Source organism: Pseudomonas sp. SMN5 (assembly GCF_052041925.1).
Classification (GTDB): domain Bacteria; phylum Pseudomonadota; class Gammaproteobacteria; order Pseudomonadales; family Pseudomonadaceae; genus Aquipseudomonas.
The window spans coordinates 1-19786 of sequence record NZ_JBKGGX010000024.1; the positions used below are offsets into that span (position 1 = coordinate 1).

The window sequence follows — 19786 nt, forward strand, 5'->3', positions numbered from 1 at the left end:
CCACCCCCCCCCTCCCCCCCCCCCCCCCCCCCCCGATGGCGGTGTGTCAGCCACCGCAGAGTCGACTGATAGATCACTATCGCGAGCAGGCTCGCTCCCACAGGGGGCCGTGTCAGCCAATGACTTCGGGTAACGCCTAAAGCCCCACATCCGGCAACGCCGGCCGGTTCGCCATCGCCTTGGCCATGATCTGCTCCACATACACCCGATCCGCCTCCGGCAAGGCCAGGCGCGGTGGGCGGGTGAGGGCGCTGCCGCGGCCGGCGATGGCTTCGCACAGTTTGATGCATTGCACCAGGTCGGCGCGGGCGTCCAGGTGCAGGATCGGCATCAGCCATTCGTAGATCGGCATCGCTTCGGCAAAGCGCCCGGCGCGGGCCAGGCGGAAGATGGTCTCGCCTTCTTTGGGGAACACGTTGGACATGCCCGACACCCAGCCTTCGGCGCCGACGGCAAGGCTTTCCAGCACCACGTCGTCAAGCCCGGCGAACAGCACGAAGCGATCACCCACTTCATTGCGCACGTCGATAAAGCGCCGGGTGTCGCCGGACGAATCCTTGAAACACACCACGTTGTCGCAATCGGCCAGGGAAATCAGGATGTCCGGGGTCACGTCGTTCTTGTAGATCGGCGGGTTGTTGTAGACCATCAGCGGCACGTCGGCATGCCGGGCCACGTAGCGGAAGTGCTCGGCGGTTTCGAACGGCTTGGAGCCGTAGACCAGCGCCGGCATCAGCATCACTCCATCGACGCCGACCTTGCGCACGGCGTTGGCAACCTTGGCCGCTTGCACGCTGGTGAATTCGGCCACCCCGCAGATCACCGGCACCCGGCCACGGGAAGCGTCCACCGCGACTTCGGTCACGGCGATTTTCTCTTCGGCGCTCAGGGAAGTGTTTTCCCCCACCGAACCGCAGACCACCAGGCCCGATACACCGTCACGGATCACGTTGGAAATCACCTGGTGGGTTTTTTCCAGGTTGATGGAAAAGTCATCGTTGAATTGGGTGGTGACGGCGGGGAATACGCCGCTCCAGTTGATGCGTTTGCTCATGGTTGTCTCCGGTGGATGTTATTTCGTATACGAAAATGTTTATGAAAATTGCAGCACCCTGTGGCGAGGGAGCTTGCTCCCGCTGGGCTGCGCAGCAGCCCCCATGGATTCACCTGACATACCCGGTTGGGGCCGCTTCGCGACCCAGCGGGAGCAAGCTCCCTCGCCACGGGGGCTGTGTGATTTCAAGCGTCATGCGCCAGGCCAGGTATCCGAGAGCCGGTAGCCCTGCGGCCAGGGATCGGCTGGGTCCAGCAGCAATTGATGGGTGCCGGTGATCCAGGCTCGTCCGGCAATGCACGGATAGATCGCCGGGCGTCCGGCCAGGTCGGTCAGCGAGTCGATGCGGCAATGAAATTCGGAGCCGATGATCGAGCGCCCGATGAAGCGGTCGCCCACCTGCATCCGTCCTTTGGCCTGCAACACGGCCATGCGCGCCGAGCAACCGGTGCCGGTGGGGGAGCGGTCGATCTTGCCGGGCTGTATCACCACGGCGTTGGCGCCGGTGGCAATGCCGTTCTCCTGGATGATGGGCGCGGCAATCTGGCAGAACGAAATGTGCGACCAGTCGGGGTTCAGCGGATGGACGAAGCCCAGCTGTTCATTGGCTGCCCGGGTGATTCTGAGCCCGACGGCCACCAGGTCGGCGGCTTCGTCGGGACAGATGGAAAACCCCAGGCGCTGGGCGTCGGCGATGACAAAACTGTCACCGCCGTAGGCCGTGTCCACCTGCAACGAGCCCAGGCCTTCGACTTCGATCCAGGCGTCGAGGCGGTCGGCGAAGGACGGCACGTTCTTGATCTCCACCCGTTGCACCTTGCCGTCGCGGCAGTCGGCCACGGCTTCGATCAGTCCGCCCGGCGCCTCCAGCACCAGGCGGGTCTGGGGTTCGGTCATCGGCAGGATGCCGCTGTCCAGCAGCACGGTCGCCACGCACAGCGAGTTGGAACCGGACATCGGCGGCGTGTCGGCCGGCTCCATGATGATCCAGGCCATCTGCGCCCGCGGGTCCTTGGCCGGCACCAGCAGGTTGACGTGACGGAACACCCCGCCACGGGGTTCGTTGAGTACGAAGTTGCGCAGGGTCTGGTCACGGGCGATCCAGCGCGATTGTTCCCACACGGTGGCGCCAGGGGGAGGGGCGACGCCGCCGACGATCACATCGCCGACTTCGCCTTCGGCATGGCAGCTGATGATGTGGATGATCTTGGATGAGCGCATGGGGTGGGTCCTTGGGTTGTCTGTTCGGGCCTCATCGCGAGCAGGCTCGCTCCCACATGGGATTTGCGTGCGGCACCGTCCCCTGTGGGAGCGAGCCTGCTCGCGATAGGGCCATCAGTTATTTCACCGACCTGAGAAACGCCGCCGTCTCCGGCTGCACTGGATTGCCAATCACCTGGTCCGGCGGTCCGATCTCATGCACCCGGCCATTGCAGAAGAACGCCACGCGGTCGGACACGTCGCGGGCGAAGCGGATTTCGTGGGTCACCAGCACCATGGTCATGCCGTCTTCGGCGAGCATGCGCATGGTGTCCAGTACTTCGCCCACCAACTGCGGGTCGAGGGCCGAGGTGGCTTCGTCGAACAACATGTAGTCCGGCGACATCGCCAGCGCCCGGGCAATCGCCATGCGCTGCTGCTGGCCGCCGGAAAGCTTGCTGGGAAAGGCCTTGAGCTTGTCCCCAAGGCCGACGTGTTCGAGCTGGCGCACCGCGAGGGCTTCGGCGTCCTGCTTGCTTTTGCCCAGCACCTTGCGGGGCGCCAGCATCACGTTTTCCAGCACGGTCAGGTGCGGGAAGGCATTCCACTGCTGGAAGACGATGCCGATTTTCTGCCGCAAATGGTTGAGGTCGGTGGCCCGGTCGTGGACCTCGACACCGTCCACCCGAATACTGCCTTGCTGGATCGGCTCCAGGCCGTTGACGCACATCAGCAGCGTCGATTTGCCGGAGCCGGAGCCGCCGATGATCGACACCACTTCGCCTTTGTCCACGGTCAGGCTCACGCCCTTGACCACTTCCAGGTCGCCGAAGGATTTATGCACGTTTTCGATCTCAATCATTTTCCTGCCACCTTGTTTCCAGGCGTGCGCCGAGGCGGGCGACCACCAGGCTCATGACGTAGTAGATGAGGCCCGCGATGCACAGCACCAGGAGCGGTTCCTGGATGCGGGTCACGATGGTTTGCGAAGCGCGCAGCAACTCGACGATGCCGATCCACATCACCAGCGCCGTGTCTTTCATCACCCCCAGCACCAGGTTCAGCCAGCCGGGAAAGGCCACCCGCGTGGCAATCGGCAGGACGATGAAACGCAGGTCCTGCAGGTAGCTCAGGCCCAGGGAACGGCTGGCCCGTCGGGTACTCAACGGCACCGCGAGCACACCGCCACGGACGATTTCGGTGAAGTACGCGGCGGCATAAACCCCCAGCACGATGCAACCGACGGCGAAGGCGCTGATGTTCAGACCGGCGATGCTCTTCAAGGAATTGAACAGCACGAACTGGATCAGCAGCGGCACGCTGCGAAACACGTCCAGTACCCAGGCCAGCGGCAGGCTGGCCCGTGGCAGCAGCGCCCGCAACAGGCCGAACAGCAACCCGGCCAGGGTCCCCAGCAGGATCGACCACGCGGTCAGTTGCAGAGTGACCCAGGCCCCTTCGAGCAGGAACAGCAGGTCGTTGACGGTGAGGCTTGTGGCAAACATGACGAGCCCTCAATAACAGAACCTTCAGTAACGATGCTTTCAATAACGATGCTTTCAGTAACGAAAGAGCCGCCAGGACAACAGTCGGGCCAGCCCGACGATCAGCTTGGCGATCAGGTAGTACAGCGCCGCCGCGAGGGCGAAGTATTCGAAAGTGCGGAAGGTCTTGACGTTGTATTCCTGGGTGACGCCGGTGAGGTCGTTGTTCAGGCCGACCACCACCCCCAATGACGTCATCAGCACCGCCCAGACCATCTGGTTGGTCAGCGGGTAGAAGACGATGCGCAACAACTGCGGGACGATGATCATCCGGTACGCCTGGAACGCGCTCATGCCCAGGGAGCGGGCGGCGCGCATCTGCGTGCCGGGCACGGCCTTGAGGCCGCCGCGAAAGTTTTCCGCCAGGTAACCGGCGTTGTTGAAGGTGATCCCCACCAGCAACGCGAGCCATGAGCTGACGTGCAGCCCGAGGGAACCGAGGCCGAAGTAGAGGATGTAGATCTGGAACAGCGAGGGCGTGTTGCGGGCGATCGACACCCAGCCATTGCCCACGCCGCGCAGCAACGGGTTGCGCGCCTGGCGCATCACCGTCAATACCAGGGCGATCAGCACGCCGAAGATCATCGACAGCGCGGCCGTCTCGAACGTCACCCAGGCGCCGGCGAGCATGTCCGGCAGGGCGCGCAGGGCCGGGCGCCACTGGAAACTGTAGTCAAACATGGGCAGGCGTCCTCGGTTGGAGCCAGGCCGGCGGCTGGCCGCCGGCCTGGGCGGTGCACGCGGCCTCGACGCAGTCGGCCAGGCTGGCGAAGTGCACGCCGCGCCCGACCAGGCCAGGCGCGTAATGGGCGTATTTGCCGGAATTGGTCATCAGCGTCGTGGCTTGGGGCGGGATCACCGGTTCACCCACCATGCACCAGCAGGTGTCGGTCACCAGGATCGCACCGAACGTTTCGATGGCACTCAGGTGGCCGGCCTGGCGCGCCTGTTCCAGCACAGCGCGACCGCAGGTGATCGCCAGCACCACGTCCGGATGCTTGGTCCGGCCTGCGCACAGCGTCGCGAGGCTGGCGAACTCGCTGAGGGAAAAATGCGGGTTGCCCAGGGAGACCACGTCCACTCGCTTGTCCCGGGCGCTGTTGAGCTCGCGCCAGCTGGCAAGCAGGCCTGCGACGTCGACCGTTTGCACTGTCAGCGGGGTGTCCGCGTCCATTACGCTGGCCGGAGTGAGGGCTTCCGGCGTGACCCCGGCGATGTGGAACAACGGCGCGGCGCTGGTGGTGGCGAAGGCGGCGCCGAAGGCTTTCAGGTCATCCAGGGTCGGGGCGGCGTTTTCCAGGCCGCGGATCAGTGGGATGCGCCGGCCCGTCAGGCTACCGATGTGGTAGCCCAGCAGCGGGTAGAAACTGTCGTCCACGCGCCCCAGCGTCGGCATTTCGATGATCAGCTCGGCCTTGCGCTGTTCGTCGAGGTGGCAGCCGGTCAGGGGGGCGCGTCCGCACAGGGCAATGCAGATGTCGAGGAAGTCCGGATACTTCTGCGTGCGTGCACCGAGCACGCTGTTGGCGTACACCACTGCGTTGGATTCGGCCCAGACGATCTGCTCGCCGGCCTTGGGCGCGCTGTCCAGCAAATACGGCGCGCAGGTGAAACTCAGCTGCGCACCCATCGCCATGTAGGCATCGCCCAGGGCGCTGGCCGGTTCGCCCAGGGCCGGATCGACGCCCAGCTCCCGCCAGCGCCGCTGGTCCACGGAGATGGCATTGAGGGTGGTCGGCACGCGCACCTTCGCGCCCCATTGCACCAGTTGTTCGGCGAAGCGCAGGCTGGCCGGGCCGGTGTAGATGCAGCCGTCGATGTGGGCCTGGGTCACGTCCAACAATTGCGTGGCGCCCTGGATATCGGCCATGCGCAGTACGATCTGCATCGCCACCTGGGCGGCCTTGCCATGGGCGCCGTCGAGCAGCGCCCGGTCCTGTTCGGATAGGCAAAGGGTTGAGGATGAGGGCATCTGCAACGGCACATCGGCGGCTTGCCAATGGTCACTGGGACGCCGCCCGGACAATGTCAGGCGCTCGCCCTCCAGGCGCACAAAGCCCTGGCCGCGCAGTTTGTCGAACGCCGCGTGGCCCACGCACAACACCGGCAGTGAACGCTGGAAAATCACCTGGGCCACCAGCACCCCCAGCGTCAGGATCTCATCGGCTTCGGCCAGCACCAGGGCGGCCGGCGCGTGGCCGTTGCTGATCAGCTCCATCAGCACGCTGCTGCCGGTGCACGAACCGCGTCCGCTGGGAATCGCCAGCACCCGCCCGGCCAGGCGTTCGCCGCTCAGCGGATGGTGCCGGTCGATGACTTCGCCACTGACCGGATCGACGCCGCCCCAGAAACTCAGGCCCACATCGGCGAACAGCAGGGCGCCCTCGGCGGCACCCTCCACCAGGCTGCGACCGCTGACGCGGACAGGCTTGCTCGGCATGCCGCGATCCTCAGTAGTAGACCTGGGGCACGGTCAGGTTGGTCGGCGGAATCTCGGTGCCGACCCATTTGACGAACAACTCCTTGTAACGGCCGGTGCGCACCTGCTGGTTGACGAACAGGTTGAGGTAGTTGATCAGGCCGTACTCGCTGCGCTTGGCGCCGAGGGACACATAGTCGATGACGTAGGGCGCGTCGCCGGCGATTTTCAGGTTCTTGTATTTGCCGGATTTGATCGTGGCGGCGGCGACGGTGTTGGTCACCACTGTCGCGTCGATGTGTCCCTGGGCGACGGCCAGCAGCGTGTCGTTCTGCGACTGGTAGGCGCGGAAACTGCCGCTGCCCCAGCTCTTCTGGTCTTTTTCCAGGGCGATGGCTTCATAGGTGCCGCTGGTATTGCCCAAGGCCTTGCCCTTGAGATCGGCGTAACTGTTGATGCCGGTGTTGTCGCGGGTCAGCACCACCATCTGGAAGGCGAAGTAGGGCACGGTCAGGCCGACGGTCTTGGCCCGCTCCAGGGTGTCCGAAGTGGACGCGACGATCACATCGGCGCGACCGGAGATCAGCGCCGGGATCCGGTCAGGGAACGGCGTTTCCACTACTTCGGCGTCTACGCCGAGGACTTTCGCCAGATCATGGCAGTAATCGACATCGAAGCCTGCCGGCTTGTTGCTTTCGTCACGAAAGCCCATGGGCGGGAAGTCCAGAGTCACGGCGCAACGCAGCTTGCCGGAGCCGATGATGTCGTCGAGTTTGTCGGCCTGGGCCGGGGCAATGAGAAGCGGGGTGAGGACAACGCTGAGGGCTACGACCAGTACTGGGTTCTTCATAAATGCCTCGCTGTCGAATAAATGCGGTGAGATATCGTATTGAGGATTTCGTATACGATATTAGATAAGCAAGCGGCGTGCCTGTTTGACGGGTACCCACCGAATCGCCTAACAGCCTTGATTCAGAGGCTTGTCATGAAAGAGGAGGGATCAGTTGGGCGACGCGCGAGGTGTGTGGAGTGTTACAGATGGGAGCAATCCGAGAGCCGTCGCCCCATCAGGGAACACGCTCAGCGTCGGTTTTCGCGATATTGGCTGGGCGACAGGCTGGTCAGGGCACGAAATTGACGGCTGAAAGCGCTGTGGTCGGTGTAACCGCAGCGCAGGGCGATTTCGGTGATCGGCAGATCCTTGTCCAGCAGCAACCGTGACGCTTCTTCCAAGCGCGCCTTGTGAATCATCTGCCGCGGTGTGAGCTGAAAGATCCGCTTGCAGTGCCGCTCCAGCTGCGCCACCGACAACCCGGCGATGGCGGTCAGTTCGGCGAGGCTGATGGGCTGGGCGAAGTGCTGTTTGATGTGAGCGTCGACCGCTGCCAGTTTCTGGAAGGCCGGATGGCTCGATTGCGGCAGTTGCAGGTCGCGGGAGATCCCGGCCAGGCCGACGGTCTGGCCTTCGGGGTCGTGCAGCGCCAGTTTGTGGGTCAGGCACCACACCGGTTGGTTGCCGTAGTACAGGTGCAGTTCGAGCTGGTCGGCCAGTTCGCGGCCGCTGGATAGAACGCGGCGGTCCTGTTCGGTGTAGAGCGGGCCGAAGCGTTCGGGGAAGACTTGTTCGGCGGTCAGGCCCAGCAGGTCGGCGCTGTGCATGAAGCCACAGCGCCGGGCCAGGGTCTGGTTGACGAAGGCGTAGCGAGCCTGGCTGTCCTTGATGAAGAATACGACGTCCGCCAGGGTGTCGAGCAGTGGTGCGATGGGTTGCAGGCTGCTTAACAGGGTGTTCAGATCGCAGGGGGGCAGGGTGGTGAGCGAGGGGTACATGGGGGCTCGGTTCTGGGGGGGGACGTTGGGATCATAGGGGGAAAGTTGTTTGGGTTCACTTGGTTCGTTGGTTTGGTGATTGAGTGGGTGTTCGTTGTTGCGGTCGATTACATATCCGTTGCTGCGGTAACGGCTGCTGGTGGTTCCGCCCTTACGGCGGCTTACTTTTGAGAAGCGCAAAAGTAAGCAAAACGCTTTTGCCCCACCACTGGGCACCTCGCCGAGGCTCGGTGTTCCCTCACTCCGGCATTGCTCCGTGGGCCCGCCGCGATGGGCCATCCATGGCCCTGCGCGGCTATCCCGGCATCCATGCCGGGATGCCCACTGCGCAATGCCTGCGTTCGGCCCTTGTGGTTGATGGGGCGTCTAAGATCAAAAGCAAAGCAAAGCAAAGCAAAGCAAAGCAAAGCAAAAGCGAGGCGGCCTGGCAGTCGATCTGGCTTTCCAGGCTGCACTTAAGTCCAGCTGTTTAGGGTTTAGGGTTTAGGGTTTAGGGTTCAGGGGTTTGGTCCAGGTCCAGCAAGGTTTCGATCCGCGCCGGGCTGAAGGGCGGGCGCGGTGTTGGTGGGGGCCAGCCGAACAGGTGCTGCAGCGCCGCGCCGCAGACTCGGCCTTGGCAGGCGCCCATGCCGCAGCGGCTGGCGAGTTTGGCTTCACGCCAGTGTTCATGGCTGGACAATTCGGCGTAGGGCACGTCCTCGCAGCGGCACACCAGCGTGTCGTCACGCGCCAGGGTCTTGAGGCGTGGATCAAGGGCGAAGGCTTTGTTCAAGGCTTGGGCGAAACCCTGCCAGCGTGCCCGACGCGGCCACAGGCGTTGTGCAGCCGTGGTGTTACCGACTGCGGCATGGCCGGCGATGGCGCCTTCTACCAGAGACAGTTCGCTGCCACCGAAACCGGTGCATTCGCCCGCGGCGTAGTGGTCCGCGCGAGTGGTGGCTTGCCAGGTATCGACCGCGAGGCCGTGGCCTTGCAAGGCGCAGCCCAGGGCCTGGCCGAGCTGGGTGTTGGGGACCAGGCCGAAACCGCAAGCCAGTCGGTCGCAGGCCAGTTCAATCGTCCGGCCTCGCTGCGACAGGCGCACGCCTTCGAGCCGCTCGCGCCCCAGCGCCTCCAGTACATGGGTATCGGTGCGATACCCGGCGTCGTACAAACCGAACGATTGAAAAAGCTTGCCTGGCCAGCGCGGTAATTGCGCGGCGAATCCGGCCACGGCGGCGCGCCTGGCTTGCTCGGCGATTCGCAGTACCTGGGCGCCTTGATGTTTCGCGGTGGCGGCGCTGGCTAACAGCAACGGGCCGCTGCCGGCGATCACCAATCGTTCGCCACGCACCGGCAAGCCACCCTTGATCAACGCCTGCAAGCCACCGGCCCCGGTCACGCCGGGCAAGGTCCAGCCGGGGAAGGGCAGCAGCAATTCGCGGGCGCCGGTGCAGAGGATCAGGCGTTCGTAAGTGATCAGCCAACCGCGCTCGGCATCCTCGATCAGCAGGGTTTTGTCGGCGGCTTGGGCGATGACCCGAGCGCCGGCGTAGCAACGGACGTTGGTGCACGCCTGTAACTGTGCGCGCAGGTGTCGCGCCTGGCCGGGCAACTCGGCCTGGGGACCGTCGCGCCAGATCTGGCCGCCGGGCATCGGGTTGTCATCCAGCAGCACGATGCGTGCACCGCTGCTTGCAGCGGCCAGGGCGGCGGCCATGCCGGCGGGGCCGGCGCCGATGATCAGCAGTTCAGTGGTTTCGTTCATGGTCGGGTCTGCACATGCATGCCGTCACGGCACAGGGTTTGGCACGCCAGGCGCCGACGGCCGTCGATGGTTACCCGACATTCCTGGCAGATGCCCATGCCGCACAAGGGCGCACGGCGCTGGCCGCTGACCGAGGTGCGACTGGAGCCGTCGGAGCCCAGCGCCAGGGCTGCGGCGACGCTGGTGCCGTCGGCTACTTGCAGCGGGCGGCCGTCGAGGAATAAGTCAGGCATTGGTCCCGTCCTTGGTTAAACGGATGTCAGGGGGACACTCACATCCCGTGGCGAGGGAGCTTGCTCCCGCTGGGCTGCGCAGCAGACCCGAAATTTTGGCGATTGCTGCGCAATCGAGCGGGAGCAAGCTCCCTCGCCACAGGGGACGGTGTCGGGCTTCAGGCATGGGCCGGTTCCCCGAGGAAGCGTTGAGGCAGGTAGGGTGCCGGGGCCAGCGGCGCGGTTTCGTTGAACAGCTGCGCGGCCAGCAGGTCGGCGGTCGCTGGGGCCGTGGTGACGCCCAGCCCTTCGTGACCCACCGCCAGCCATAGGCCTTCGCGCTGCGGATGCTGTCCCACCAGCGGCAGGCCATCGGGGCTGGCGGCGCGGAAACCGGTCCAGGCGCGAATGCCATTGAGCGCTGCCAGTCCCGGCAAATAATCGACCGCGCGCCTGAGCATCTTCGCCAGCATCCAGCTGTCCACTTGCGGATCGACGGTGCCGAACTGCCGCGAGGCGCCGATGAATAATTGTCCGGTCGGGCGTGGCTGGATATTGCATGCCACCGACGGGCCGCTGGCGTTGTGGGCGCTGGTGACATAGCCCAGTTCCACCAGGGTGTGAGTGACCGTGGCGGGGTAACGGTCGGTGATCAGCAGGTGGCCCTTTTTCGGTTCGATGGGCAGTTCGGGGCAGAGCTCGGTAGCCTGGATGCCATTGGCGAGGACCACCGCTTCGGCGCTCAACCATCGCCCGTCGTCGAGGCGTACGCGACGGCCATCGACTTCTGTCACCTGGGCCCGCTGCTGGAGAATGTTGGCCGTGTCCAGCATCCAACGAGCGGCCGCCGGAGCATAGAGGATGCCGTCGCCCTTGATCAGCAATCCACCCTCCAGATCAGGGCGCAAGCCGGGTTGGCGTTGATGCAGCGCAGCACGACCGATCAGTTCGCAGTCTTCGCCATGGGCCAGCAGATTCAGATATTTACTATCGGCCACCGCCATTTCCTCGGCGTTGGCCGCCAGCCACAAGGTGCCGTTGTTGCGCCAGGCGCAGCCGTCGGGCAGGGCCGGGGCCAGTTCACGCCAGCGTTGCAGGGAGTATTGACTGAGGGCCAGTTCCGCCGGGTTGTCATCGAGCACCAGCAAGTGGCCCATACCGGCGGCTGTGGCGCCGTGCCAACCGGCGTCAAGCACCAGCACCTTCAAACCGCGCCGTGCCAATGTCCGAGCGCAGGCGGCGCCGATGATTCCGGCGCCGATGACGATGATGTCGGCGACAGGCCCCTCGCTCACGAACGAATGCCCCAGGCGAACGGGTCGTCCGCTTCGATGATCAGTGAGGCTTCGGCGCTGATGAAGGCACGGCCGCGAATGGTCGGAATGATGCGTTCGCCGGCTTGTTCGTAAGAGCCTTCGAATTCGCTGCCGATCACGCTGGCCTGGCGCCAGATCTGTCCGGGTCGCAGTTTCCCGTCGGCCGCCAGGCAGGCCAGTTTGGCACTGGTGCCGGTGCCGCAAGGGGAGCGGTCATAAGCCTTGCCGGGGCAGAGCACGAAGTTGCGGCTGTCGGCCTGCGGGTCGTCGGCGAACAGTTCGATGTGGTCGATCAGCCCGCCATCCTCGCCGCGAAAGCCTTGCTCTTCCAAGGCCTGCTGGACAGCGTAGGTGTAGGCGGTCAACGCGTCGAGATTGTCGCCGGCCACGCGCTGGCCGTGTTCGGCAATCAGGAAGAACCAGTTGCCGCCCCAGGCCACGTCGCCCACCACCGGGCCGATGCCGGGCACTTCCAGGCTCAGGGCCTGGCGGTAACGGTAGGCCGGCACGTTGCGCACGCTGACCGAATGATCCTCATGCAAGGTGGCCTGTACGGTGCCTACCGGCGTCTCGATGCTGTGCACCCCAGGGCCGATCCTGCCCAGATGGGCCAGCGACGCCACCAGGCCGATGGTGCCGTGGCCGCACATGCCCAGGTAGCCGCTGTTGTTGAAAAAGATCACCCCGGCACAGGCACTCGGGTCCACCGGTTCACACAGCAGCGCGCCCACCAGCACATCGCTTCCCCGGGGCTCCAGGACACAGGCGGTGCGCCAGGCATCGTGCTCCTCGGCCAACCGGCGCTTGCGCTCGGCCATGCTGCCTCGGCCCAGGTCCGGAAAACCGTCGATGACCAGGCGGGTCGGTTCACCGCCGGTGTGGGAATCGATCACGGTGATGCGTTTCATGGGGCGCTTCCGTTCAGGGGAGATGACGGCAAGCGTGGCGCGCATCAGGGGCGGCGGCTTGATGGTTTTACCCGGCGCGGATGACGAAATCGGCACAGCTACGGATTTGAATCAAACAGTATCCATTGTGGGAGCGAGCCTGCTCGCGATGGGGGCTTAACGTTCAGCGCAGATGTTGCCTGACCCACCGCTATCGCGAGCAGGCTCGCTCCCACAAGGGGTGACGCTTGTACTCGGGACCAGTGTCCGCCTCAAAACAAACTGTGGGAGCAAACCGGTGGCTTTCAATGGCTGGCCGGCAAGAACTCGAACAGTGTCTGGCAGACGCCGGCGATGTGTTCGTCCAGCAGTTTCACCGCCCGGTCCACATCCCCGGCGCGGCAGGCGTCGACGATTTCCCGGTGTTCGTGATCGGCGCGTTCCTTGCCCGCCGACAGGCTCATCTGCATGCGCAGGTAGCGCTCCAGTTTGTCGTGGACCGAGCGAATCAGGCTGACCATGAACGGCCGCTGCGCCGGTTCGTACAGGCACGCATGCAGTTGCCAGTTGAGCTCGGCCCAGCGTCCCACGTCGTCCTCACCGATGAATTCCCGGCAGATGCTTTCGGCGCGGGTGAAGGTCGCTTCGGTCATGTTGGGGATTGCCAGGCGCAGCACTTTGTCTTCCAGCAGCATCCGCACTTCGAACATCTGCGCCAGCTCCGCTTCGGAGATCCGCGTGACCATGGCCCCCCGATTGCGCTGGAACATCACCAAGCCCTCGGCCTCCAGCCGCTTGAGGGCTTCGCGCACGGGAATCTTGCTGACGTTGAACTGACGGGCAATGTCGTCCTGACGAATCGGCTCATCCTCGGCAAAATGCCCGGCGACGATCGCATCGCGCAGATGGCGGGTAATGATTTCCGAAGTGGACGGAGTGTTGCCTAGGTCAGGTAGGTTGAACTTGGATAAAGTCACGGCGGCGGGGTCGTTCGGTTGAGGTGGGGATATGGTATACGACTTTGCGACGGCCGGGTCGAGCCCTCCAAGTCTGCCGCTGGCACGCTTTGCTGTGGCGAGGGAGCTTGCTCCCGCTGGGCTGCGCAACAGACCGGAGATTTTTGCGATTGCTGTGCAATCGAGCGGGAGCAAGCTCCCTCGCCACGGGTGGACACCGTACTCTGACGGGATTTTCGTTCAGCCTTGGGAAAGCTGAGCCCCATAGGCTTGCGTGCGAACGATGCACAACCCGGTGATACTCGCCCCAATCGCCAACGCCAGACCGAACAGGACCAGCGCCACATCGGCGCCGAAACGGTCCGCCAACACCCCGGTCACCACCACCGGAATACTGAACCCGACATAGGCAAACAGGAAGAACCCGGCACTGACCCGGGCCTTTTCCGCACCGGCCATGGCAGTGATCGCCGATAACCCACCCAGGTAAAGAAAACCGTAACAGGCGCTGCTGGCCCCCAGGGCGCCGAGCAGTACGGCGGCCAGGGAGCCGACGCTGGCGCCCCAGGCCAGCAACGCGTAGCTCAACGGCAGGATCAGCAACCCCAGGGCGGTGGCCCGGGCCGGGTGCAGACGTCGCACCCACGGCTGGAACAGCAATCCGCAACTGATCACGGTGAAGGTCGACAGACCGGACCAACCCTGCAAGCCGTGGATCGCCAGCACCGACGGCAGGATGGCGATCACCAGCCCCGAAGTGGCCCAGGCCAGCAGCATGGAAAAGCTGTAGGGCAGGCTGCCAGTCGGGAACAGCGGCAAGCGCAGCAGCGGCGCATTGCCGATTTTCACGGCAGGATCCGGCAGCTGCCAGACCACGATCATCGCCGTGGCCGCCAGCACCAGTTGCAGCCAGAAACTGCCGGGCGTAACGCTGTGATGAACGGCCAGGAACAGGCTGGTCAACGCCGCGCCGAGGCCAAACCCCAGGGATGTACTGGCGGTCACCCGGTTGGCCGGCGAGCGCGTGTCGCCGCTGGCCATGAGCTCAGCCATGTAGGCGGTCGAGGTCGCCGAGGCCAGTCCGGTCCCGACGCCCATCATCAGCCGCGCCAGGCCCAGTGCTTCCAGGCTGGGCCAGAGCAGCGTGACGACGGTCGCCAGCATCGAGAGTGCGAGCGCCACCAGGATCAGAGGCTTGCGTCCGACCCGATCAGCCAGCCCGCCGAAGGCCAGCAGTACTGGCAGCACACCGAGCACATACCCGGAAAACGCCACCGCCGTGGCGCCGGCACCGTAGCCGGACAATTGCGCGTAGGTGGTGTAGAGCGGCGCTTGCAGGTTGACCGCCAGGGTGATCAGGCACAGGCCGAAAGCCAGTCCCCACGAGTGTTTTTGATGGGCGTCCAAAGGTGTTCCTTGAGGCGAGTGAAGTGCCTGGGACTATCTCTGGCGGGCGTCTTGCAAACAAGGAACAGAGCGGGGCCTTTTATGCTTAACTGTTCGCTCGAAATCCGAGAACACCTGAGAGCCTGTCGTGGATCTGAAGATTGAGCGTAACGTGGCTGAACCCCTGATCCACCAACTGGTGAATCAACTCTCGGAGTGGATCACCACCCATGGCATTCGCCCCGGTGCGCGGATGCCCTCGATCCGCCAGTTGGCGCGGGAAAACAATCTGAGCCTGTCGAGCGTGATCAAGGCTTACGATCATCTGGTTGCCAGTGGCGTGCTGGAATCCCGGCACGGCGCGGGCTTCTTCGTCGCCCGGCAGACGTGCGCGCTGACAGAGCCTGAAAGCCAGGCGGATAACCCGGCGTGGCGACTGTTCGACAACGCCTCGACGCAGCTCAAGCTGGGGTGTGGCTGGCTGCCCGATGCGTGGCGCGACGACGCCGACCTGGGCCAGGCGATCCGTCAGGTGGTGCGCAGCGACAGCCAGGCGCTGTTCAACTACAGCACTCCGTTGGGCTCAGCCCCGTTGCGCCTGCACATCCAGAAACGCCTGGGCCTGATCGACATTCACGTCGAACCGGGGCAAATCCTCACTACTCAGGGCGCCAGCCACGGGCTGGATCTGCTGGTGCGCACGCTGCTCAAACCCGGCGACCTGGTGCTGGTGGAAAGCCCCGGTTACTACAACCTGTTCAATCTGCTGAAGTTGCACGGGGTCAGGACCCTGGCGGTGCCAAGGACTGCGCAAGGCCCGGATATCGCCCACCTGGAGCAGTTGCTGGGCCGACACAAGCCTGCGTATTTCTTCATTAACAGCATGTACCAGAACCCCACCGGCACCAGCCTTTCGCCCAGCGTGGCGTATCGTCTGCTGCAACTGGCCACCGCCCATGACTTTCGCATTATCGAGGACGACATCTACGCCGATTTCCAGAACGGCCCGACAGCACGCCTGGCGTCGCTGGATGCCTTGGACCGGGTGATCTACCTGGCGAGTTTTTCCAAGACCTTGTCCAGTTCGCTGCGCATCGGCTATGTGGTTGCCCGGCCCGAGGTCATCAACCGGTTGGCCGAAGTGAAGATGGTGACCGGCATCGGTTGCTCGTTGCTGGCGGAAAATGTGGTGGCGACGCTGCTGGCGAACGGTGCTTATCGCAAACTGCTCCAGCGCCTGCGCCAACGCCTGAACAAGCAGATGGCGAGCACGCTGCGTCAGCTGGATCCCAGGTACTGGGAAGTGTTTGCCGAGCCCGTGGGCGGCCTGTTCATATGGGCCAGGCCCCGGTGGCTGGATTCGCAGCGGGTGCAACAGATCGCCCGCGACCTACACATCCAGCTCTCGCCAGGTTCGGCGTTCCTGCCGGCGGGGGAGACTTGTGACTGGCTGCGGCTGAATGTGGCTTACACCCAGGACGTGCGGGCGCAGACCTTCTTGCGGCGCATCGAGGAGGCGTGCACTGCGATGCGTTAATGGGAATTCATATCAAACAGGAATGAGTTGCTGTATCTTTCGCAACACATTTTTGTCTGCTGCCAGCGATGGCGGCATTTTTGATCGGGATTGTGTGTCGATGCGTCGGATTCTCGTTTCACTGTGTGTGCTTCAGGCTTATTCCATCTCCACCTGGGCAGACGAGCCTATCGTCGCCCACCCGGCGACCCTCGAACTGCAGGCCACCGACATTGTTGGCAGCGCCGACTACGAAAACGCACAGGGCCCGGTCAAGGGTTATCACGCGACCCGTTCTGCCAGCGCCACCCGGACGGACACCGCGATCCATGAGACCCCGCAATCGATCTCCGTGGTCTCCCGCGACGTCGTCGAAGACCTCGGCGCCACGCGCTTGCAGGACGCCCTGGACTACGCCGGTGGGGTGGGCCGGGCAAACAACTTCGGCGGCCAGGGCCTGACGACCTTCACCGTGCGCGGGTTCACCACCGGCGAGTTCTATCGCAACGGCTTCCCGATCAACCGGGGTTACCCGAACATGCCGGACGCCAACACCATCGAGCGCCTGGAAGTGCTGCGGGGCCCGGCAACCATGCTGTATGGCCGCGGCGACCCGGGCGGTACATTCAATGTGGTGTCCAAGCAACCCTTGGCCGAGCGCATGGTGACCCTGGGCAGCCAGCTCAGCGACCAGGGTATGCGCCGTGGCACGCTGGATGCGTCGGGCCCGCTGGATGAACAAGGCAACCTGGCTTACCGGCTGAACGTGGTGGGCGAGGGCGGCGATACCTTCCGCGACCATGTCGAGACTGAGCGTTACGGCATCGCACCGGTGGTCAGCTGGCAGGTCAACGACACCACGCGACTGACCTTCGAAGGCGATTTCATGCGCAACAATGCGCCGCTGGACCGTGGCCTGACCCATTACGCCGGCCAGCGCGGGACCGCCTCGCGCGACACATTCTTCGGCGAGAAAGACGCTGGCAAGCTGCACAACGACAACACCATGCTGCAGGTGCGGTTCGAGCACATGCTCAACGACGACTGGACCCTGGCCGGCGGCACCCAGTGGCTCGACGGCACGTTGCAGGGCAATGCCGTCGAAGGCAACGGCATCGGCGCCGATGGCCGGACCCTGGGCCGCAACTTCAACTACCGCAAACTGGAATGGACCGACCGCGACTACCAGCTCAACCTCACTGGGCATTTTTCCACGGGCGGCTTCGAACACACGCTGCTGACCGGCGTCGAGTATGAAGACTACGACTACCAGTCCATCATCCGGCGCTCTGCCGCAGGCGCCGGTGCCTACCCGATCGACATCTTCGACCCGGTGTACGGCCAGCCGCGCCCGGCGTTGACCCGCACGCCGACCGACGATCAGGAAAACCTCAAGACCTTCGGCGTGTTCATCCAGGACCAGGTGGCACTCACCGAGCGCCTGAAATTGCTGGCGGGTGCGCGCTTCGAGCGGTTCGAGCATGAGTACGAGAGTTTCGTCCCGCAGAACCCGCCCGGTAGCCGCAACTGGGAAGTCACCGACCATGCCGTCACGCCTCGGCTGGGTGTGCTGTACGACCTGACCGATACCGTGGCGGTCTACGCCAACACCGCACGCTCGTTCAAGCCCAACAACGGTGCGAGTCGCCAAGGCGGTGGGTTCAAGCCGGAGGAGGGCAAGTCCTACGAGGTGGGCGTCAAGTGGGAAGCGCTGGACCGTCAGCTGAGCGTGGATGCTGCGGTGTACCAGATCGAAAAACGCAACGTACTGACCACCGACCCGGTGGACTCGACCTTCAGCGTGGCCGCTGGCGAAGTGCGCAGCCGTGGCTTCGACTTGAACGTCGCGGGCAACCTGACGCCGGAATGGCGGATGATCGGCGGCTATGCCTATGTCGACGCCGAGGTGACCAAGGACGCCAACATCCCGTCCGGCACCCGTCTGCTCAACGTCCCCGAGCACAGCTTCAGTCTGCTCAATGTCTATGAATTCCAGGATGGCGGCCTCAAGGGCCTGGGGCTTGGCGTGGGCGCCAAATACGTTGACGAACGCGCCGGCCAGACAGCAGCGAACGCGTTCTCCATGGACAGCTACACCGTCGTCGACCTGCTCGGCTACTACAAGGTCAACGAGCGGATCCGCCTGAACCTGGACCTGAAAAACCTGTTCGATGCCGACTACGAAGAAGGCGCGTTCGGCAACGTCTACGCCTACCCAGGCGCACCACGGACCGTACAGGCCGGGATCTCCTACACCCTGTGAAGCAACAAATCCCTGTGGGAGCGAGCCTGCTCGCGATAGCGTCGGGTCAGTCAATGAAAGGTTGACTGGCCGGACCCCATCGCGAGCAGGCTCGTTCCCAGAGCTTTTTCTACCACTTACCGGTGCTCATCCCGCCGTCCACCGGCAGGATCGCGCCGGTGGTGAAGTCTGCGCCGGCGAGGTACAGCACGGCCTCGGCGATTTCGGCGATGGTGCCGACGCGGCCGGCCGGGGCCAGGTTGTTGAGAAATTCGCGGTGGGCTGGGTCATGCATCGGCGTATCAATGATGCCCGGTGCCACGGCGTTGACCTTGATGTTGTGCGGCGACAGTTCAAGGGCCAGGGCGCGGGTCATCTGGTTGACGCCGCCCTTGATCAGCACCGGCAGCGCCGCTGGCACCTGGATGTTCGGCTGCAACGCCACCGAGGCGGAGATGTTGATGATGAAGCCTTCGCGGCGGCTGATCATGTGCGCGGCCGCCGCCTGGCTGGCATAGACGAGCCCCTTGAGGTTGGTGTCCAGCAACGACTCGAGGTCCTGCGGGCTGTATTCGACGAAGGGTTTGGGCAGGAAGAACCCGGCATTGTTCACCAGCCCGTCGACCGAGCCGAACGCCTCGATGGCTTTGCCGATGAGCGCGGTGGAAGTCGCCGGCGCGGCAATATCGCCGGCCACCCCGATGAAACCGGCCGGATGACCGAGTTGTGCCGCGGCCTGGTCCAGCCCGGACTGGGAACGTGCGTTGCCCACCACGTTGTAGCCCCGGTCCAGGAACGCCTTGACCAGACCCAGGCCGATGCCACTGGAAGCGCCGGTGATGATGACGGTTTTCTTGCTCATGATTCGACTCCTGATCACATTGGTTGAACCGCGGCGCCGGGAGAGGCGCTGGTTGGGATCAGGTTATTGCTGCGCCTGGATTTGATAAATGGGGCTTCTGGTACTTGAGTTGATACGTGGTGTAATTAATCGATGAGCCACACGCTGTTCAACTGTGGGAGCGAGCCTGCTCGCGATAACGGTGGGCCAGCCTCAGCTGTATTGACTGATGTGCCGCTATCGCGAGCAGGCTCGCTCCCACAGAGGGCTTGCGCCAGGCAGAAAAAAGCCCGGTCATCTGGACCGGGCCTGGAAAGCAACACCCTCACTCTTTGGGAAGACTTCGATATTCCGTGGTCGTCATTCCCGCATAGCCCCAGTTATCGGTATCGACTTCCTCGATCACGATATGGGTCAGGTGCGGATCCTTGCCCAGCACGCGCTGGAGGGTCTCGGTGATCTCCGAGATCACCTGGGCTTTCTGTTCGCGGGTGACGCCGTCGCGGGTAATCCGCACGTTGACGAATGGCATGTTGCACTCCTGCTGATGAGAGATGAGCGCAGGAAGATTCCTGCGCAACCGAAGGCCACTGTATTTATACGCCGCCGACTGATAAACAGGCAGTGGGCATATTC

The 19786-nt window shown here is 64.0% G+C and carries 18 protein-coding genes; 2 read left to right on the forward strand and 16 right to left on the reverse strand.

Going from position 1 to position 19786, the window contains the following annotated elements; all coding sequences use genetic code 11:
• Positions 1 to 136: 136 nt before the first annotated feature.
• From ACLEJR_RS21370 to ACLEJR_RS21435, 14 genes are all read right to left on the reverse strand, one after another.
• The gene (locus ACLEJR_RS21370) at positions 137 to 1054 is read right to left on the reverse strand and encodes a dihydrodipicolinate synthase family protein (protein ID WP_092252247.1); all 918 of its coding nucleotides are present in this window, start codon (positions 1052 to 1054) and stop codon (positions 137 to 139) included.
• Between the two features lie 192 nt (positions 1055 to 1246).
• The gene (locus ACLEJR_RS21375; protein WP_440816286.1) at positions 1247 to 2275 is read right to left on the reverse strand and encodes a trans-3-hydroxy-L-proline dehydratase; all 1029 of its coding nucleotides are present in this window, start codon (positions 2273 to 2275) and stop codon (positions 1247 to 1249) included.
• Between the two features lie 118 nt (positions 2276 to 2393).
• Positions 2394 to 3116 carry an amino acid ABC transporter ATP-binding protein gene (locus ACLEJR_RS21380; RefSeq protein WP_440816289.1) on the reverse strand — a complete coding sequence of 241 codons (723 nt, stop codon included), beginning with the start codon at positions 3114 to 3116 and terminating at the stop codon, positions 2394 to 2396.
• Complete coding sequence (locus tag ACLEJR_RS21385; RefSeq protein WP_440816291.1) at positions 3109 to 3759, reverse strand: amino acid ABC transporter permease; 651 nt, start codon at positions 3757 to 3759, stop codon at positions 3109 to 3111. Before ACLEJR_RS21385 ends, ACLEJR_RS21380 begins: the two co-directional genes overlap by 8 nt.
• A gap of 54 nt (positions 3760 to 3813) precedes the next feature.
• The gene (locus tag ACLEJR_RS21390; RefSeq protein ID WP_440816294.1) at positions 3814 to 4479 is read right to left on the reverse strand and encodes an amino acid ABC transporter permease; all 666 of its coding nucleotides are present in this window, start codon (positions 4477 to 4479) and stop codon (positions 3814 to 3816) included.
• A complete protein-coding gene (gene lhpI, locus ACLEJR_RS21395; RefSeq protein WP_440816295.1) occupies positions 4472 to 6238 on the reverse strand; it encodes a cis-3-hydroxy-L-proline dehydratase in 1767 nt (588 codons plus the stop codon). The genes ACLEJR_RS21390 and lhpI overlap by 8 nt, the downstream gene beginning before the upstream one ends.
• A 10-nt stretch (positions 6239 to 6248) precedes the next feature.
• Positions 6249 to 7067, reverse strand: a complete 819-nt coding sequence (locus ACLEJR_RS21400) for an ABC transporter substrate-binding protein (RefSeq protein ID WP_440816297.1) — start codon at positions 7065 to 7067, stop codon at positions 6249 to 6251.
• Between the two features lie 230 nt (positions 7068 to 7297).
• Positions 7298 to 8047 (reverse strand): helix-turn-helix domain-containing protein, encoded by a 750-nt coding sequence (locus tag ACLEJR_RS21405; RefSeq protein ID WP_440816299.1) that lies wholly within the window; start codon positions 8045 to 8047, stop codon positions 7298 to 7300.
• 490 nt (positions 8048 to 8537) lie between these two features.
• Positions 8538 to 9794 carry an FAD-dependent oxidoreductase gene (locus tag ACLEJR_RS21410; RefSeq protein WP_440816300.1) on the reverse strand — a complete coding sequence of 419 codons (1257 nt, stop codon included), beginning with the start codon at positions 9792 to 9794 and terminating at the stop codon, positions 8538 to 8540.
• Positions 9791 to 10027: a (2Fe-2S)-binding protein gene (locus ACLEJR_RS21415; protein WP_440793232.1), complete on the reverse strand. Its 237-nt coding sequence runs from the start codon at positions 10025 to 10027 to the stop codon at positions 9791 to 9793. The genes ACLEJR_RS21410 and ACLEJR_RS21415 overlap by 4 nt, the downstream gene beginning before the upstream one ends.
• A gap of 158 nt (positions 10028 to 10185) precedes the next feature.
• Positions 10186 to 11301, reverse strand: coding sequence for an NAD(P)/FAD-dependent oxidoreductase (locus ACLEJR_RS21420; protein WP_440816302.1), 1116 nt, complete (start codon positions 11299 to 11301; stop codon positions 10186 to 10188).
• Positions 11298 to 12230, reverse strand: coding sequence for a 4-hydroxyproline epimerase (locus tag ACLEJR_RS21425; RefSeq protein WP_440816304.1), 933 nt, complete (start codon positions 12228 to 12230; stop codon positions 11298 to 11300). The genes ACLEJR_RS21420 and ACLEJR_RS21425 overlap by 4 nt, the downstream gene beginning before the upstream one ends.
• 284 nt (positions 12231 to 12514) lie before the next feature.
• Positions 12515 to 13186 carry a GntR family transcriptional regulator gene (locus ACLEJR_RS21430; protein ID WP_440816307.1) on the reverse strand — a complete coding sequence of 224 codons (672 nt, stop codon included), beginning with the start codon at positions 13184 to 13186 and terminating at the stop codon, positions 12515 to 12517.
• A 219-nt stretch (positions 13187 to 13405) separates the two neighbouring features.
• Positions 13406 to 14572, reverse strand: coding sequence for an MFS transporter (locus ACLEJR_RS21435; protein WP_440816309.1), 1167 nt, complete (start codon positions 14570 to 14572; stop codon positions 13406 to 13408).
• A 127-nt stretch (positions 14573 to 14699) separates the two neighbouring features.
• Between ACLEJR_RS21435 and ACLEJR_RS21440 the strand changes: the two genes are divergently transcribed.
• Both ACLEJR_RS21440 and ACLEJR_RS21445 read left to right on the forward strand, forming a co-directional pair.
• The gene (locus ACLEJR_RS21440; protein ID WP_440816312.1) at positions 14700 to 16088 is read left to right on the forward strand and encodes a PLP-dependent aminotransferase family protein; all 1389 of its coding nucleotides are present in this window, start codon (positions 14700 to 14702) and stop codon (positions 16086 to 16088) included.
• 100 nt (positions 16089 to 16188) lie between these two features.
• On the forward strand, positions 16189 to 18330 hold the full coding sequence (locus ACLEJR_RS21445; protein ID WP_440816314.1) for a TonB-dependent siderophore receptor: 2142 nt from the start codon (positions 16189 to 16191) through the stop codon (positions 18328 to 18330).
• Between the two features lie 109 nt (positions 18331 to 18439).
• On the opposite strand, the gene ACLEJR_RS21450 is transcribed toward ACLEJR_RS21445, so the two are convergent.
• Positions 18440 to 19174, reverse strand: a complete 735-nt coding sequence (locus ACLEJR_RS21450; protein WP_440816422.1) for an SDR family NAD(P)-dependent oxidoreductase — start codon at positions 19172 to 19174, stop codon at positions 18440 to 18442.
• Positions 19175 to 19475: 301 nt separating this feature from the next.
• Positions 19476 to 19682, reverse strand: coding sequence for a tautomerase family protein (locus tag ACLEJR_RS21455; RefSeq protein WP_025213530.1), 207 nt, complete (start codon positions 19680 to 19682; stop codon positions 19476 to 19478).
• Positions 19683 to 19786 lie beyond the last annotated feature (104 nt).

Excerpts from the sequence above, each read along its gene's own strand:
- ACLEJR_RS21370 (WP_092252247.1), bottom strand. The coding sequence starts at position 1,054 with ATGAGCAAACGCATCAACTGGAGCGGCGTATTCCCCGCCGTCACCACC.
- ACLEJR_RS21390 (WP_440816294.1), bottom strand. The coding sequence starts at position 4,479 with ATGTTTGACTACAGTTTCCAGTGGCGCCCGGCCCTGCGCGCCCTGCCG.
- ACLEJR_RS21425 (WP_440816304.1), bottom strand. The coding sequence starts at position 12,230 with ATGAAACGCATCACCGTGATCGATTCCCACACCGGCGGTGAACCGACC.
- ACLEJR_RS21410 (WP_440816300.1), bottom strand. The coding sequence starts at position 9,794 with ATGAACGAAACCACTGAACTGCTGATCATCGGCGCCGGCCCCGCCGGC.
- ACLEJR_RS21400 (WP_440816297.1), bottom strand. The coding sequence starts at position 7,067 with ATGAAGAACCCAGTACTGGTCGTAGCCCTCAGCGTTGTCCTCACCCCG.
- ACLEJR_RS21380 (WP_440816289.1), bottom strand. The coding sequence starts at position 3,116 with ATGATTGAGATCGAAAACGTGCATAAATCCTTCGGCGACCTGGAAGTG.
- ACLEJR_RS21375 (WP_440816286.1), bottom strand. The coding sequence starts at position 2,275 with ATGCGCTCATCCAAGATCATCCACATCATCAGCTGCCATGCCGAAGGC.
- ACLEJR_RS21445 (WP_440816314.1), top strand. The coding sequence starts at position 16,189 with ATGCGTCGGATTCTCGTTTCACTGTGTGTGCTTCAGGCTTATTCCATC.
- ACLEJR_RS21385 (WP_440816291.1), bottom strand. The coding sequence starts at position 3,759 with ATGTTTGCCACAAGCCTCACCGTCAACGACCTGCTGTTCCTGCTCGAA.
- ACLEJR_RS21405 (WP_440816299.1), bottom strand. The coding sequence starts at position 8,047 with ATGTACCCCTCGCTCACCACCCTGCCCCCCTGCGATCTGAACACCCTG.
- lhpI (WP_440816295.1), bottom strand. The coding sequence starts at position 6,238 with ATGCCGAGCAAGCCTGTCCGCGTCAGCGGTCGCAGCCTGGTGGAGGGT.
- ACLEJR_RS21415 (WP_440793232.1), bottom strand. The coding sequence starts at position 10,027 with ATGCCTGACTTATTCCTCGACGGCCGCCCGCTGCAAGTAGCCGACGGC.
- ACLEJR_RS21455 (WP_025213530.1), bottom strand. The coding sequence starts at position 19,682 with ATGCCATTCGTCAACGTGCGGATTACCCGCGACGGCGTCACCCGCGAA.